This window comes from Halobacteriovorax sp. RT-2-6 (assembly GCF_047085025.1).
GTDB lineage: Bacteria > Bdellovibrionota > Bacteriovoracia > Bacteriovoracales > Bacteriovoracaceae > Halobacteriovorax_A.
Genome location: NZ_JBKIYH010000001.1, coordinates 447,940 through 463,039, shown reverse-complemented (window position 1 = coordinate 463,039; position 15,100 = coordinate 447,940). Strand labels below are relative to the sequence as shown.

The 15,100-nt window shown below is 35.7% G+C and carries 14 protein-coding genes; 8 read left to right on the top strand and 6 right to left on the bottom strand.

Annotated elements, in window-relative coordinates; translation table 11 throughout:
• The first annotated feature begins 68 nt into the window (after positions 1 to 68).
• From ACMAYS_RS02095 to ACMAYS_RS02075, 5 genes are read left to right on the top strand one after another with little or no spacing between them, the layout of a single operon-like run.
• Positions 69 to 1,106, top strand: a complete 1,038-nt coding sequence (locus ACMAYS_RS02095; protein ID WP_392991827.1) for an isopentenyl-diphosphate delta-isomerase — start codon at positions 69 to 71, stop codon at positions 1,104 to 1,106.
• Positions 1,103 to 2,383, top strand: a complete 1,281-nt coding sequence (locus tag ACMAYS_RS02090) for a hydroxymethylglutaryl-CoA reductase, degradative (protein WP_103217329.1) — start codon at positions 1,103 to 1,105, stop codon at positions 2,381 to 2,383. Before ACMAYS_RS02095 ends, ACMAYS_RS02090 begins: the two co-directional genes overlap by 4 nt.
• A 3-nt stretch (positions 2,384 to 2,386) precedes the next feature.
• A complete protein-coding gene (locus ACMAYS_RS02085; RefSeq protein ID WP_103217328.1) occupies positions 2,387 to 3,418 on the top strand; it encodes a GYDIA family GHMP kinase in 1,032 nt (343 codons plus the stop codon).
• Complete coding sequence (gene mvaD, locus ACMAYS_RS02080; protein WP_158246823.1) at positions 3,408 to 4,493, top strand: diphosphomevalonate decarboxylase; 1,086 nt, start codon at positions 3,408 to 3,410, stop codon at positions 4,491 to 4,493. The genes ACMAYS_RS02085 and mvaD overlap by 11 nt, the downstream gene beginning before the upstream one ends.
• Positions 4,493 to 5,395 carry a mevalonate kinase gene (locus tag ACMAYS_RS02075; protein WP_233189699.1) on the top strand — a complete coding sequence of 301 codons (903 nt, stop codon included), beginning with the start codon at positions 4,493 to 4,495 and terminating at the stop codon, positions 5,393 to 5,395. Before mvaD ends, ACMAYS_RS02075 begins: the two co-directional genes overlap by 1 nt.
• A 33-nt stretch (positions 5,396 to 5,428) precedes the next feature.
• On the opposite strand, the gene ACMAYS_RS02070 is transcribed toward ACMAYS_RS02075, so the two are convergent.
• The 4 genes from ACMAYS_RS02070 to ACMAYS_RS02055 all read right to left on the bottom strand — a co-directional run bounded on the left by ACMAYS_RS02070 (position 5,429) and on the right by ACMAYS_RS02055 (position 9,086).
• Positions 5,429 to 5,818, bottom strand: a complete 390-nt coding sequence (locus ACMAYS_RS02070; protein ID WP_103217326.1) for a hypothetical protein — start codon at positions 5,816 to 5,818, stop codon at positions 5,429 to 5,431.
• A 40-nt stretch (positions 5,819 to 5,858) separates the two neighbouring features.
• Positions 5,859 to 6,245 (bottom strand): hypothetical protein, encoded by a 387-nt coding sequence (locus ACMAYS_RS02065; protein WP_412462647.1) that lies wholly within the window; start codon positions 6,243 to 6,245, stop codon positions 5,859 to 5,861.
• Between the two features lie 174 nt (positions 6,246 to 6,419).
• On the bottom strand, positions 6,420 to 7,235 hold the full coding sequence (locus ACMAYS_RS02060) for an enoyl-CoA hydratase/isomerase family protein (RefSeq protein WP_103217324.1): 816 nt from the start codon (positions 7,233 to 7,235) through the stop codon (positions 6,420 to 6,422).
• Between the two features lie 126 nt (positions 7,236 to 7,361).
• Positions 7,362 to 9,086 carry a hypothetical protein gene (locus tag ACMAYS_RS02055; protein WP_103217323.1) on the bottom strand — a complete coding sequence of 575 codons (1,725 nt, stop codon included), beginning with the start codon at positions 9,084 to 9,086 and terminating at the stop codon, positions 7,362 to 7,364.
• A gap of 113 nt (positions 9,087 to 9,199) precedes the next feature.
• On the opposite strand from ACMAYS_RS02055, the gene ACMAYS_RS02050 reads away from it, so the two are divergent.
• Complete coding sequence (locus ACMAYS_RS02050; RefSeq protein WP_103217322.1) at positions 9,200 to 11,110, top strand: hypothetical protein; 1,911 nt, start codon at positions 9,200 to 9,202, stop codon at positions 11,108 to 11,110.
• 32 nt (positions 11,111 to 11,142) lie between these two features.
• Here ACMAYS_RS02050 and trxB read toward each other — a convergent pair whose 3' ends face one another.
• The gene (gene trxB, locus ACMAYS_RS02045; RefSeq protein ID WP_103217321.1) at positions 11,143 to 12,072 is read right to left on the bottom strand and encodes a thioredoxin-disulfide reductase; all 930 of its coding nucleotides are present in this window, start codon (positions 12,070 to 12,072) and stop codon (positions 11,143 to 11,145) included.
• 24 nt (positions 12,073 to 12,096) lie between these two features.
• Complete coding sequence (locus ACMAYS_RS02040; protein WP_103217320.1) at positions 12,097 to 12,282, bottom strand: hypothetical protein; 186 nt, start codon at positions 12,280 to 12,282, stop codon at positions 12,097 to 12,099.
• A gap of 150 nt (positions 12,283 to 12,432) precedes the next feature.
• Here ACMAYS_RS02040 and ACMAYS_RS02035 point away from each other — a divergent pair, with 150 nt between their 5' ends.
• Positions 12,433 to 13,947 (top strand): hypothetical protein, encoded by a 1,515-nt coding sequence (locus tag ACMAYS_RS02035; RefSeq protein ID WP_392991833.1) that lies wholly within the window; start codon positions 12,433 to 12,435, stop codon positions 13,945 to 13,947.
• Between the two features lie 9 nt (positions 13,948 to 13,956).
• Positions 13,957 to 15,084 (top strand): hypothetical protein, encoded by a 1,128-nt coding sequence (locus ACMAYS_RS02030; protein WP_103217318.1) that lies wholly within the window; start codon positions 13,957 to 13,959, stop codon positions 15,082 to 15,084.
• The last annotated feature ends 16 nt before the right edge of the window (positions 15,085 to 15,100 follow it).

Below are 15,100 nucleotides of genomic sequence, written 5' to 3'. Positions count from 1 at the left end.
AAAGCATAAATGGAATGTTGTTGCTTCGAATAAAATCTGCTAAATTGCCTAAATCATTAGGTATGTACATGAAAAAAGACAATTTAGACGCTCAGGCAACAAGCGATCGTAAGCTTGAGCATATCAAATTAACAGATGCTGCACAGACAGCTCACATCTTAGCTGATAAGCGCTTTTACTATGAACCTCTTTTTAGTGGAAATAGAGAAGTGCCCGATCTTAGTCTAGACTTTGCAGGTCATAAGTTAGATCTACCTATTTGGGTTTCTTCTATGACTGGAGGAACGGGCATCGCTGCAAAAATTAATGAAAATTTAGCACGTGCTTGTGGAGAGTTTGGAATTGGTATCGGACTTGGCTCTTGTCGAAAGCTTCTTTCAAAAGACAGTCGTAGTCAGTTCTTCAGTGATTTTGATATTGCAAAACACTGTGGAAATTCTCCTTTCTATGCAAATCTTGGTGTGGCACAACTAGAAGAGTTGATTGATGAAGGTGCACTTAATAAAGCAAGTGATGTGGTCTCATCTCTTGGTGCAAATGGTTTAATTATTCACGTTAATCCTGCACAAGAATGGTTCCAGCCGGAAGGCGATATCATCAAGCGCTCGCCGTTAGAAATTATAAAAATATGTTTAGAAGAGTTTGATTTTCCTATCATTGTTAAAGAAGTTGGACAGGGAATGGGACCAAAATCTTTGGCCGCCCTTATGCAAATGGATCTGGCCGCAATAGAATTTGCTGCCTTTGGTGGAACAAATTTTTCTAAACTTGAATATATTAGAAATTCCAATGACTTATCTATTCATGAACCTCTGTGTCATGTTGGCCATACTGCCCTAGAAATGGTAAAAATGAGCAATCAGATTATCGATCAATTAGGAGAGCAAGTAAGGTGTAAGAACTTTATTATCTCAGGTGGAATTAAGTCATATCTTGATGGTTTCTACCTTTGTAAACTCTCAAAAGGAAATGCCATTTTTGGTATGGCCAGTGAATTTTTAAAGACGGCCATGGTTGACTATGAAAGTGTAAGTCGTCAAGTTACACAAATTAAAGCAGGTCTAGCATTTGCTAATTCATACCTTAGTGTAAGGAGTGAAAATTGAAATTGATTCAAGGTTTTTCAAAACTAACAAAAGAGCAGAAAGTTGATTTTATCTCCAAAAATCTCGAGACAGGTTCAAAGGAACAAATTCTCTCTTTCTGGCATCAGGATCAAAAATTACAAAATACTTTTGATGAATTCTCTGAGAATACCATCTCAAATTTCTACCTACCATATGGTGTGGTTCCAAATTTTGTATTAAATCAAAAAGTTTATAACGTTCCAATGGTTATTGAGGAAAGCTCTGTTGTTGCTGCTCTTTCAAAAGCTGCAAAATTTTGGAGTTCTCGTGGTGGTTTCAAGGCCGAAATTATTGGAAGTGAAAAGATAGGACAAGTGCACTTTGTTTACGAAGGTGAGAAGGCGCAACTTAAAGAGTTCTTTGAAAACGGAAAAATCGATATTTTAAACTCTCTGACTCCATTAACAATTAATATGGATAAGAGAGGTGGTGGAATTCGCTCGATTGAATTAGTTGATCTAACTGATAAAGAAGAGAATTACTACCAAATCAAAATGGCATTTGAAACTTGTGATGCAATGGGGGCAAACTTCATTAATTCTGTTTTAGAAGCTGTTGGTAAATATTTAGAAGAAAAGCTAGGAGAGCATGTACAAGTTATTATGTGTATCCTTTCTAACTATACGCCTAATTGTAAGGCCCGTGCATGGGTAGAGTGTCCAATTGAAGACTTAAATGAAAAGAGTCTTGGAATGGATGCAAAGACTTTTGTACAAAAATTTTCACGTGCAGTTCGCATCGCTCATATCGATCCGCATCGTGCAACAACTCATAACAAAGGTATCTTCAATGGTATTGACGGAGTTGTTATTGCGACAGGAAATGATTTTAGAGCAGTTGAAGCCTGTGGGCACACATATGCTGCAAGAGATGGACAGTATCGCTCATTAACTAATTGTAAGGTTGAAGGGGATAAGTTCTTATTTGAAATTGAAATTCCATTAGCATTGGGAACTGTTGGTGGATTAACAAAGCTACATCCTCTAGCGAAGATGTCTCTTGATATATTAGAGCGTCCAAGTGCAAATGAGCTAATGATGATTACAGCAAGTGTAGGACTTGCTCAAAACTTTGCAGCTCTAAAGAGTTTAGTGACAAGTGGTATTCAAAAAGGACACATGAAAATGCACCTAATGAATATATTGGGACAGCTTGAAGCTAATAATGAAGAGAAAGAAAAGATTGCTGAATACTTTGCGGACAAGGTTGTTTCGTTTAGTGCAGTAAGAGAACAACTAGAGAGTTTAAGAAACTAAATTATGAACACAACACACACAAGCAACACAATTTTAAAGTATTTGGAAGGAGAGCAATTTCTTGAACTTCCAAAGAATGGCCAATTATATTTTGGACATGGAAAACTACTTCTATCTGGAGAGTATTTTGTTTTAGATGGTGCTCAAGCACTTGGTCTACCAACAACTGTTGGACAATCTCTTCGCGTACAATATTCGGCTTCTTTTGACCCAAAGTTATATTGGAAGTCATATGATCCGGCCGGAAAATTATGGTTTGAAGTTATCTTTGAGTTTTGGCACTTCAATATCTTAAATGAAAACCCAACGAAAGAGATGATGGTTCTACAGCAAATGCTTAGACAGGCCAGAAGACAGAATAAGCACTTTCTAAGAGATGGTGTTGATGTTCATGTTGTAACACAACTTGGATTCCCTCTAGAATGGGGACTTGGGTCTTCATCGACATTAATTCATAATATCGCTGATTGGGCTATGGTTTCACCATTTGAGTTAGCATTTAATACTTTAGGTGGATCAGGTTATGACATTGCTTGTGCGCAAAGTGATGATCCAATTATCTATCAAAAAAGTGGTGATGGGCCAAAGTGGTCACCTGTAGAATTTAATCCATCATTTAAAAATAATTTATACTTTATTTATCTAGGTCATAAGAAAAATTCTCGTGACGCTATTGAATATTATAATCAATTACGTCCGCATTCACCGGAAGTAATTAATACAATTAGTGAACTTTCAAATCAGATTGCTGCGGCAAAGACACAAGAAGAGTTTAATTTCTTAATTCGTGCTCACGAAGAAATCATTGGAAAGCAGTTAAAGCTTAAACCTATTAAGCAAGAGGCGTTTAGTGACTTTGATGGAGAAATCAAATCACTTGGTGCATGGGGTGGAGATTTCATTCTTGCTTCAACAATGAATAATAGAAAGTACGTTTCAAATTACTTTGAGGAAAAAGGCCTAAAGGTTATCATTCCTTACCGTGATTTAATTGTCGATAATGATCCAAAAGTTGAAGCTAATAATGTCCACTAATTTCAAGTTAACGAATTATAATATAGAAAAATTAAATGAAGGCCGCTCTTTCACAGTAAAGAGCCCTTCAAATATTGCATTAATCAAGTACTGGGGGAAATATGGGGAGCAACTGCCTTCTAATCCTTCACTGAGTGTGACACTTGATAATGCTCACACTTTAACAACTTATAAGATTACTAAATCTAATAAATTTGAATTAGATTTTAAATTTGAATCTCTTAAGAATGAAAAGTTTCAGGCACGTGTTGAGAAATTCTTTAATCGCGCCATCGAATTCTTCCCATTCATTAATGAGTGCAATATTGAAATGGATTCAATGAACTCATTTCCTCATTCTTCAGGGATTGCTTCTTCCGCTGCTTCAATGTCTAACTTTGCAAGTGCACTATGTGAAATCGAGAAGCTTGTTACTGAAGAAGATCACGACGAAGAGTACTACCTAAAGAAAGCTTCATTTATGGCCAGATTAGGATCAGGGAGTGCTTCTCGCTCGCTTTTTCCAAAAATGTCGATTTGGGGAAAATCTGTTCAAGGTAGTTCTCAAGACTATGCAATTGGGCTTGATAGCTTTGATAAGTCTTTTGAAGGTATCTGTGATTCTATTGCTATTGTAAGTGCAAGTGAAAAGGCCGTTAGTTCAACAGCTGGTCACGCTCTTATGAATACTCATCCATTTGCAAAGACGCGTTTTTTAAATGCATGTAATAACTTTAATTCACTTTGCTTTGCTTTAAGTAGTGGTGATTTTAATTCTTTTGCTGAAATTGTTGAGGCCGAGGCGCTAGAACTACATGGCCTGATGATGAATTCAAAACCATCATTTATTCTTATGGAACCGAATACTTTGGCCATTATTGCAAAGATTAGAAACTTCAGAGCACAATCAGGCGCAAAGATATGTTTCACTCTTGATGCTGGTCCAAATGTTCACATTCTTTATTTGAAAGAAGATGAAGCGAAGGTACGTCAATTCATCGAAGAAGAAGTAACTAAGCTGTGTCATAATGAGATTGTTATCCATGATCACATGGGTAATGGTGTTGAGGTTGAGTTTCTAAATCGAGAATCATAATGGAAAATATCGGAAGCTTCAGTGCTAAAATTCTTCTTTTTGGTGAGTATTCAATTATTCGTTCTTCAAAAGCATTAGCAATGCCATATGCTCTTTTTGATGGGAAATTAAATTTTCCAGAAGATCAAAATACTGGAATTGATTCTGAGCTTTCTGCATTTTCTCAATACTTAAAAAAACAAAATGAGAAAGGGAAGCTAAGCTTTAACTTTGATCATCAATCTTTTTCTTTTGATATTTCTAGCGGTATTAGATTTAAGTCGACTATCCCTCAAGGTTATGGTGTTGGGAGCTCTGGTGCTCTTTGTGCAGCCGTTTTCGATCGCTATGCTCGTATATGTGATGAACAAAGAAATGATATCGCATTCTTAAAAGATTGTTTTAAAGAAATGGAGTCGCATTTTCATGGCTCTTCATCTGGAGTTGATCCGCTTATAAGCTATCTAAATGTTCCACTATTAATTGATAGTAAGAAGCAACTAACTGAAGTTGTTCTTAAAAATGATTCCAAAGGGCCAGGGCTTTTCCTTTTAAATACTGGCCGTGCAAGAAGAACTGAGCCATTGGTAAATCTTTTTATGGAAAAGTGTTCATCTAAGGATTTTGCCTATCTTTGTGATCGTGTTTTAACACCTATTTCAGATGAGTGCATTAAGTACTATATTGCTGATGATCGCGAACAACTTTGGAAGAAGTTTAAAGAGCTGTCATCTTTTCAGTTTGAACATTTTAATCCGATGATTCCTGCTCTCTATCGTGATCTTTGGAGCGAGGGGCTTGAGTCAGATGATTTTTATTTAAAGCTTTGTGGCGCCGGAGGGGGAGGATTCCTTCTAGGCTTGGCCCGAGATATCTCTAAGCTTCCTACACAGCTAGCTAATTTTGAATTAAGACCAGTATAATAAAGGCCCACTTAAAATGGGCCTAGTTTTTAATTATTTTAATCCATACATTTTTCTAATATCAGCGAGTTTGTGAGTAGGAGTCGCTTTTCTTTTTTCATTACAAATTTTCATCGTTCTCATTGCATAGACTCCAGAGAATACTGATTGTTTTGTAATATAGTTATATCTAATATCTGAAACTACTTCATTCTTGTCATTTACTTCAAACTCTTGAAATACTTCGACGGCCATTGCTTTTGCACTATATTCAACATCTCCATTTGGCCATGGAAAGGGAGAACATTGTCCTACAGATAATGCATATTCATTTATAGAAACACGACACTTGTAGTTCTCATCATGCTTACCTTTTTCACACCATGTGCTTGCAAGGATATTTGTAGTTGCTAGTATAGATAGTAGTAAAATAATATTCTTCATAATTTTCTCCGTTTACTTTTTTATTTTTTAATTTGATTTGTTACTGTTCAATTCCATAAAGATCTTTAACTTCTACTAGAGTGTAAGTTTCAAGATTATTCATGGCCTTACGACAATCCCAGTATGAGTCCATGGCCTGCACTCCGGCACTTGTTCCACTTGTCGTGCTAAGAACAGTTCTTCTTTCAGTAAGCAGATTATGATTCTCATCTTTTAAATATACTTCCTCCACAAAAGCTACACCTGCAAAGGCATTATATGATTCGATATACATATTATCGTTGTACCAACATTTACCTTTTTTAAGTACATGCTTGGCAATTACATCTCTACATTCATAAATTTTAACGTATTTCGAAATCTGCTTACAGTTTGCAAAAGAGCTCGCTGCTGTAAGTAGTGAAAGTGCAATCATTAACTTTTTCATATTCTCTCCTCATTCAATATTTTTGTTTTCTTGTTCGAGGAAGTTATAACACGAAAAAAGTGTATTACGTGGTTTTGTGTAAATATTTTATGGTGAGCTATATTTTAGAGAGAAATTCACGTGAAATCAGTTATTTGGCCCACCTATTTGAAGAGGAGGTGGGCCGTTCTTAGGCTAGATGGCCTCTGCAACAGTAGGAGTTTGCTTTAAAACACGGGCAAAGTCGCGTGGATTAATGAAGTCCTTCCCATTTGCGTAGTTTTTAAAGTCACCTGTGGCCAACGTTGAGTTAGCAAAAGTAATTTCCTCTAAAAGGTCATCTTCCATTGCTTTAATAAGAGCGTTGTTAAATGATCTCTTTGTTTGAATTCTTGCAGTAGGAGACTGTTTAGAAATACGAGTTACAATATCTTCAAGTTCATTTTCGCTGTAAAGGATTTTACCGATGAGGCCTGCGCTTATAAGAGCATCGGCACCTACGCTTTGAGAAGATAGTAGGTATTGCATAAGCTTTGCACTATTTGCTTTTTCATTAGTAAGGGTATTCATACCGGCCATTGGTGTGATTCCCTTATCAAGTTGGTTAAATGTCACACTAAAAGAAGGAGCACAGTAGCGAATATCACCACCCATAGCTAATTCAAGACTAAATGGGCAAGCTGATTTTTGAAATGACCAAAGGATCGTCTGTGGTAATAATAGTTGTCCCCAACTTAACCTTGCGAGTTGCTGTAGGGTATTACCAAGGTTTACTTCATCGAAGAATCTTAATTCTTCTTTCTTGAATAATTCAATATCATCACTAGCAAATTTAAAAACTACCGAATGAATTTCAATTTTATTAGTTAACCAATCAAAGAAGTGTTCGAGTTCATTTAAGTACGTTGAAGTATTGAAAAACTGCTCATTGTTAGCAACAACAACGTTACAAGTGCGAGTTTGTCTAGATAGTGAAATATTGAGTGTATTGTACTTAAAGAAATTACTCATTGATACCTTCCCTGGTCTTTTTAAAATTGCTATCCGATGCAATTTTTAGTTACTAAATGTAAACTCTCAGATCGATCCGTGATCTGTTAATAAAATTATTTCAATTTTGGCCTGGGTCTGTCAAATCTAAGAAGCTTTTTTTCTCATTAAATTTTCTACAAAAATACTTTCAGTATTCTTATAAGAGATGGACTTATCACATGAATTTAAGGTGTTAAGGATGTACTCTTGTAGTTGAGTGTTTTTGTCGCTATTGACGATTCTTTTGGAATCCCTTGTTTTAAGCATAAGATGAATTACTTGCTCGTTTGACTCGGTTTTTAGGATGGCCTTTACAATTAAAGAATGAAGTGTACTGTTGTTAAAGTCCCAGTTTGCGGCCTCTAATTCATTTATCGATTCTTGAGATAGTTTTTTTATCGGTATTGCTCTTTTGCTACATTCGTATTTGATATAGTGCTTGGCTATTTCAACAATTTCAGCTCGACGAAGTCGTAGCGGCGGTACATTGAGTTTAACTGTTGTTATTAGATTATAAAGATCAGTAAGGATAATATCATTCTTTTCAAGCGCCTTAAGATCATTAGTGGCAATGGTAACAATTCTAATCTTTAGGGATCTAATAATATTATAGAAAGTCGCTTGATCCTCATAGCCTAGCATCTCAATATTTTTAACAATGAGGTCTTTGATTCCCTTGTTTGTAAGATCACTTATTTGCTCTAACTTCTTATGGTTGGCCACTTCTTCATCATTAAAATCGATAATATTTTCTTTATTGTCTCCGCAAATATATCGAGCATAGGCGCTTTTTCCCAGTCCAACTTCACCGTGAATATAGAGATTCTCTCTTGTGTTTTTTATGGTGTTTAATGTGTTGATAATCGACTGTCCAGTTTGTGATTTATCGCTGAATATGAAGTGATCAGGAAGTTTATTTTCTACTTTTTCACTACTTATTGTATGCTTCTTACCTTCATAGAAATAAGAGATAAGACTTGCGATGATCTTTATATTCTCAATCATAGTGAAATTAAACTTTCCGCCAGAGACACTATTTGACATGCAAATGATACCAATGCTTTCTCCATTATGATTCACGATAGGAGACATAAGAATGTTTTTTATTTCAAGGTCAACACCCGTTGCCTTCTTTTCATGAAAGCTCTTGTTGATAATGACTTTGTTGAAATAGGCTTCTTTTAAAATACTATTAAAGCTGTGATCCCTTGGAGTCACGTCACTATTTGTTCGCTCTATTTCAAATTCACCAGTTTTTGCATCAAAAAGAAAGATGTGATAATTCTCACAACGAAAGATGCTAGGAAGTTCATTTAAAATATCAATGATTTTTCCACTATAAGTCTTTTGAATCAAACTTTGAAAAAGTGAAAATAGTTCAACACCGTCATCTCGGTTGATCTTAATTTTGTTTTGGCAGATTTGAAAGAGCTTATCTTTGAGTTTTGCGGTTCTGTAATGTGATAAAAAGTCTTTTAAGAAGTACTTTAATACTGTTGTCTGAGAATTTGGTTCAATAGAGATACCATAGATTGTCTTTGTTACATCCTCACAGTAAATGAAAGATCGAATAATTATACCTGTTAGCTCGAAGTCCCAGTTATTAAATAGTCTTTTCGTTTGAATTTTGATTTTTACTTTCTCTCCCAATGTGTATTTTTGAGAGCAGATGAAATTTAATCCAGATAAGTTGATTGAGTCGATTCTAACACTGTTATGCTTTATGTTTTCACGCTCAATTGTGCTAACTTCTGCACTAACTTTGTCGTCTTCATGTATTGGAAAACGATATGATTTGAAAAATTTGTAATTTTGAATATTAAACTTCAATTATTCCTCAATTTTTAGCTCGATTGGAGATACTCCCTTATCGACGATTTCTTTAGAATTTTTATATGTCTTGTAGTTAAAGTTAGTAATTTTACTAGTCGATAACTATTCATATGAAGAAGCTAAGAAACTATCGTATCAAACTAAAAGAGTCAGATAATATTGAGTGTATTCTCTATGAAATGATTGGAGACTCTACTTCAAATTCTTTTAATGTCATTGTCGATAATATTTCAACAACTGGTATTGGTGTTCTCATAGGAGAGTATGTTGATAGTCAAATTTTCAAAATCGAAATTCGTTTCAAAAAAATTCGTCTTTTTCAAACAGTAAAGCTTAGACGTTATAGGCCAAATTTTAACAATATTGGCGATAACTACCTTGGCCTTGAGTTTATTGATTATGAAGTCGAAAATATTATGAATCTTATGACTGAGCTCGTTTCATCAATGGGTAAAAGACGCTTAAGAAATCTCATGTATGACATGGTCTTAAATGAAGCTGTTGCTGGAAATTATGATTCTGATAATAACTTTGATAAGGATATTGATGATAATGTTTCTGTTTCTATGATCCTTGATTTGTTTCATATTTTTAAAAATTATCGTAACAAAGTCGAATTAATAAAATTATTTATCATAGAAGTTCAAAGAATAGTAAAGGCCCGCGATGCACGAGCATTTATTGTGGGACACGATGAGCATACATTCAGTGAATTTGATTTTCAGACAAATCAATTGAAAGAAATTGAATATCCAATCGTTGGTATTCTAGAAGAGCTTTATAATCATCCTCGTGGAATCAAATCAAAATTTTCTCAATCTCTTTCTAGTGATGAATTTTTTAATATGTATGAAGTCGTTAATAATACGACTATTTCAACATATATGATGTGTCCGATCTTTGATCACAATGAAAATATCTTTGGTATTTTAAATTTCTCGAATAAAGAAAAGAATGAGCTATTTACGGATAATGACCTTAAACAGGCTATGTTTTTGGCCCGAGTAATTGGACTTCTTTACTTTTATAAGAGTGATGAAATTGAGGAATATGAAGAATATCACAGCGATGACTATGAGGCGGATGTTGCCTTCAACACATCTATGGGGATTAGTGTTTTTGCAAAGGGTGCCCAATCTTTTCTTGAGCAATATAGTGCTCCAAATGAGAGAGGCCCTGTCTATATTTATGGTGGTGAAGGAAGTGGAAAGTATTTTCTATGTGAAAGAATTGCAAGGCAATCAAGTACCGCTAACACGCATATTGAAATTGTTAATTGCTATGCCAAAATGACCAAAAAAGATATTGATGATATCGTGGACAAGATCAGGGATCGCGTTATTAATGGCCACGTTATATTTAAGGGCCTTGATAAGCTATCAACAAGTGTTGCCAATTATATTATTAATACAGTTGATAAGAGAGAGTCTTATCGAACTATGTTTACAGGTACTGACTATATTCCAGAGTTGGCCATACCAAGTTTTAAAACAATTTCATTAGTTGAAAGAAAGGAAGATATTCTCTTCTTCGCAAATTACTTCATATCGCAATATAGTTTAAAGAATCATACTGCAAAGAAGCGACTTTCTCATCGTGTTCAAAAAATGCTGCTTGATTATGATTGGCCAGGAAATATTTCAGAGCTTAAGGCCTGTATTGCACGACTTATGATCTTTAATAAAGGTAGCGGAAATCTTACTATTCGTACGAGTGAGATCACTCCATTATTTGAAAAAGATTTTCAACCTCAAATCTCAATTGAGGCCAATGACTTAAAAATTAATGCTTTTGATGAGCATGATTTAAACGAAAAAGAGTGTGCAGATCTTTATCTATATTTTTTCGTGGCAAAACAATTAAAAGAAGGCGCTGTTGGCCTAAAGTCTGTTGCGAAGGGATCGCTAATTGAATATGAAGATATGGTTGAGCGACTTAAAAATGGTAGTAAGGTTGTAAAGCGACTTTTTAATGAAACAGTTGAAAGGGTAGAGTTGTATATTTCAGATAATGTGGCCTAGTTAATAGACTAGGCCACAATTTATTTTTAAGATTATTCGTTTTCTTCGATGAATCTTTCTGCTCTGATCGCCGCCTGACAACCAGAACCCGCAGCAGAGATTGCTTGACGATAGTAAGAGTCCTGAACGTCACCACAAGCAAAAACACCTGGAACGCTTGTATCAGGGTGCTTTCCTTGAGTCACGATAAACCCATGATCATCAAGTTCAATTTTTCCTTTTAGGAAATCAGTATTTGGCTTATGTCCGATACCCATAAATAGGCCATCAGTTTTTCTTTCAGATACTTCACCAGTTTTTAAGTTTTCAACTTTGATTGAAGTAACACCAGTTGCATCGGCAATGATTTCTGTTACAGCACTATCCCATACGAATTCAATCTTTTCGTTATTGAAAGCGCGCTCTTGCATTGGCTTAGATGCACGTAGCTCATCTCTTCTGTGAACAACATAAACTTTCGAAGCAAACTTTGTAAGGAAAGTTGCTTCTTCCATTGCAGTATCTCCACCACCAACAACGTGAACGACACGGTCGCGGTAGAAGAATCCGTCACAAGTTGCACAAGCACTTACGCCTTTACCAATAAGTTCTTTCTCATTTGGAAGGCCTAGGTATTTCGCTGAGGCACCTGTTGCTAAGATTACTGCATCAGCAGTATAAGTTTTGTCACCATCAACTGTTAAAGTAAATGGTCTCTTTGTTGTATCAATATCAGTGACGAAACCACTCAGGTATTCAGTACCAAATCTCTGAGTTTGTTTCTTCATATTGGCCATAAGCTCTGGCCCCATAATTCCCTCTGGGAATCCTGGAAAGTTATCAACGTCAGTTGTTGTCGTTAATTGTCCCCCTGGCTCATGTCCTTCAATAACTAGAGGTCCAAGGTTTGCACGAGATGCATATAGGGCCGCTGTGTAACCAGCAGGACCTGATCCGATAATAATGACTTTGTGGTGTGCCATTTAAAAACTCCGTTTTATTAAATTTTACTCAATTCCTAATTCTTTCTTAATTTCCTCAGGGCGATCATCTTCTTCTGGATGCATATCGTAATATGCATTTACGCTAACTAGGTCATCTGGATTAGCTGCTTTCTTTGTTGTTTTGTAAACTTCGCCAGTCATTTGGCATTCGTATCGAAAAATTTGAATATTCTTCTTTCTTTTGGCCATATCTTCCTCCGTTCACTCATGGTGCACCGTGGCATAATTTTGTAAAAATATACATACCTTACCATATTGTTTCAAATACTTCCATTCGTTATAATTAAATATATGGATAAATATAAACAATTCGTAATGATACTTTTGCTAAATTTATTGATGGCAAATACTTATGCCATGATGCAGGCAAAAGTTGTGGCCCTTTCTCAATCTGGACGCACCTTAAAGCTTTCTGTCGGTAAGCTTACCGGACTTAAAACTGGTGACGTGGCCGATGTGTCAATGCGCATTGGTGACTACCAAAAGCCTAAGTATCTTTATCTAGGTAGCATTGAACTCTTAAAAGTGTCTGATCGCGAATCTTACTGGTACTTCAAGGATATTTCTGGAGATAAGATAAATCGTGCAAACTTCGCGCCTGATGCGACACTTGCTCTACAAATTCGCTCTCAAACTGCAAGTGGCCGCTATAAGAAAAAGCCTGTTTATGAAATTAAGGCATATGAGTCGAAAAAAACTGAATTTAATAATCAGCATGCAATTGATGGACAGGTTCCTACGGACTTAATTCAAGATAAAGAAACGCCAAGTGATAAGAATTATGCTCAGGATATTGATGACTCGACGATCTATAAAGTGACAAAAGAGACGCAACTAAGAAACGGTGATGAAATTATCGTAAAGGATGGCAGACTTCGCTATAAGTATGTGGACTCCCAGCTAGAGCCTGTTGATACTTCAAAATTATCTGCACAAGAATTTGATGCTCAAATGGGAGCACAAAATAAAGATCAATTAATTAAAATTTCTGCTGCACAAGATGGATATAAGGAAATGCTTTATAGTGGAAAGCCAGATCTAACCGGTGCAAATTCAAATTTATCAATTCCAAATGCTATGGAAGAAAGTCTTGCACGAGAAAGAGCAAAGAATCGAGTGACGAAGTCAGCTAAGGCCGTCTTAGACAAAGAAGGCCCTCTGTGGTCTGCCGATATGGATAGTGAACAACTTAGTCGCTACTTAAAATCTTCTGGAATTGCTCGCGAAAAATTTAGGCGTGAAAATGTACTTTCAATTGAAAGTGGTAATGAAGTGCAATTAAGTTTTATCTCTAACCTTATGCCAAATTATACAGACTCTGATAGCAATCATCAGAATCTTGGATATGGCCTTGCTGCTTCATATGAGTTTCATCTTATTAGAGCACATGATTCATTAAAAAAATGGAGTGTTGACTTTGGGCTTGATCTTTCGAATCTAAATGTTGATTTAGGTGGGATCAATGGCCGCATGACTTATATGAATTTTGGCGCCCACGTGAATTACTATTTTTACAATGCACCTTATGTTCGAAATAAACTGCTTGCTTATGTTGGCCTAGGGATAAAGCGTGGTACAGGTGAGACAACTTCGCCAAGACTCACTAATTATAGCTATGACTATGAATTAGTGGCCTTACCTTCAATTTCACTAGGTATTAAAACTCGTATTTCAACTTTTAGAGATTATGAAAAGGGTAATATGTTTGGCTATGGAATAGGTGCCAAATTAAATTATGAGCTTCTTAGTTTAAGCCCGATTAGTGAGGTTAATGCGACAGATGCTTCTAACTTTGAACTTAATCAAACAATTAATAATTTAAAATTTATAGCTAGTTTAAGTATATTTTTTTAAGGAAATGATATGACAGGACGTTTATTAAAAATTCTCTCTATTTCACTCATTACTCTGTTGAGTTCGAGTGTTCTTGCTCTCGATATTGATGAGAAGTTAACTTTCAGAATTCTTCAAACATCATCTTCAAAGAAGACGATTCTAATGAATCGAGGATTAGAAGATGGATTAGTCATTGGAGATCACGCTAAGTTCTTTATCACAACTGGTGTCTTTGCAAGGGCCGTCTGTATTAAAGCAACACCATCTCGCTCTGTTTGGAGTATTTACCGCATTGTTAAGCCTAGTGAAATTCAAAGAGATAAGGTTGCAAATTTAAAAATTTCATCACCTGTTAAATTGACAAGTGATCGCTCTAAATCTCTACAAGCAACTTTTCCTGCAGGAAGACAAATGGGCGAGCCTGTTGATATTAATCGTCAAGCTCCTGAGCAAAGAAGTGCCTATTCACAACCTTCTAAATCAATGTCAGAAAGCTTTGATGAAGAAAGTGAGCTTGATGCAATTAAAACAACTTCTTTTTCTAGTAATCAAACGATGTCAAAGCCGACACCAAGTAAGATTCTAGATAAAAATATGGCCCTAAATGTATCGGCCGGCTTTAATATGCTAAGTGGTACTTATGATAACGTTGGAGTTAGCTCTGATGCTGAGTTAAGTACACTGGGCTTTGCTGGAGAGTTCGAGTTGTTCTTTCCTAAGTCGCAAAGTTTTTTACAAAAGTTTTCTTTAAAGGCCAGTGTTGGTTACTATTCAGGAAGCAATGGAATTTCAGATTCAACGTCTTCTTCAATTGACTTTGGTGGAGCAGTTAACTTCCACATTTTCAACCCTCTTGCGACGAATCGTTTTATCCCATACGTAGAAGTAGGATTTGGTTTATCGATGACTTCACTTAACGAAATTCCACAAAATGCTGGATCATCGACAACTGAGAGTCTATCAGGTTCAGGTACTTATATGAATGTTGGTGGTGGGATTAAGTATACACTAGATTCAGGATTTGGTTTTTATGCAAAAGGTGACTACTTCAGTAGCTCATCAACTTTTAGCATCGAAACCGGCGGTTCAACAGTTGAGAATACAATTTCTTTAAGTGGATTTAGAGCAATCGCAGGTGCTTATTTACGTTTCTAATTACTTCTCTAACAGA

What these genes read in the sequence shown, in the direction of transcription:
- ACMAYS_RS02095 (WP_392991827.1), top strand. Translation starts at nt 69, where the DNA reads ATGAAAAAAGACAATTTAGACGCTCAGGCAACAAGCGATCGTAAGCTT.
- ACMAYS_RS02085 (WP_103217328.1), top strand. Translation starts at nt 2,387, where the DNA reads ATGAACACAACACACACAAGCAACACAATTTTAAAGTATTTGGAAGGA.
- mvaD (WP_158246823.1), top strand. Translation starts at nt 3,408, where the DNA reads ATGTCCACTAATTTCAAGTTAACGAATTATAATATAGAAAAATTAAAT.
- ACMAYS_RS02075 (WP_233189699.1), top strand. Translation starts at nt 4,493, where the DNA reads ATGGAAAATATCGGAAGCTTCAGTGCTAAAATTCTTCTTTTTGGTGAG.
- ACMAYS_RS02070 (WP_103217326.1), bottom strand. Translation starts at nt 5,818, where the DNA reads ATGAAGAATATTATTTTACTACTATCTATACTAGCAACTACAAATATC.
- ACMAYS_RS02065 (WP_412462647.1), bottom strand. Translation starts at nt 6,245, where the DNA reads ATGAAAAAGTTAATGATTGCACTTTCACTACTTACAGCAGCGAGCTCT.
- ACMAYS_RS02060 (WP_103217324.1), bottom strand. Translation starts at nt 7,235, where the DNA reads ATGAGTAATTTCTTTAAGTACAATACACTCAATATTTCACTATCTAGA.
- ACMAYS_RS02050 (WP_103217322.1), top strand. Translation starts at nt 9,200, where the DNA reads ATGAAGAAGCTAAGAAACTATCGTATCAAACTAAAAGAGTCAGATAAT.
- trxB (WP_103217321.1), bottom strand. Translation starts at nt 12,072, where the DNA reads ATGGCACACCACAAAGTCATTATTATCGGATCAGGTCCTGCTGGTTAC.
- ACMAYS_RS02040 (WP_103217320.1), bottom strand. Translation starts at nt 12,282, where the DNA reads ATGGCCAAAAGAAAGAAGAATATTCAAATTTTTCGATACGAATGCCAA.
- ACMAYS_RS02035 (WP_392991833.1), top strand. Translation starts at nt 12,433, where the DNA reads ATGGCAAATACTTATGCCATGATGCAGGCAAAAGTTGTGGCCCTTTCT.
- ACMAYS_RS02030 (WP_103217318.1), top strand. Translation starts at nt 13,957, where the DNA reads ATGACAGGACGTTTATTAAAAATTCTCTCTATTTCACTCATTACTCTG.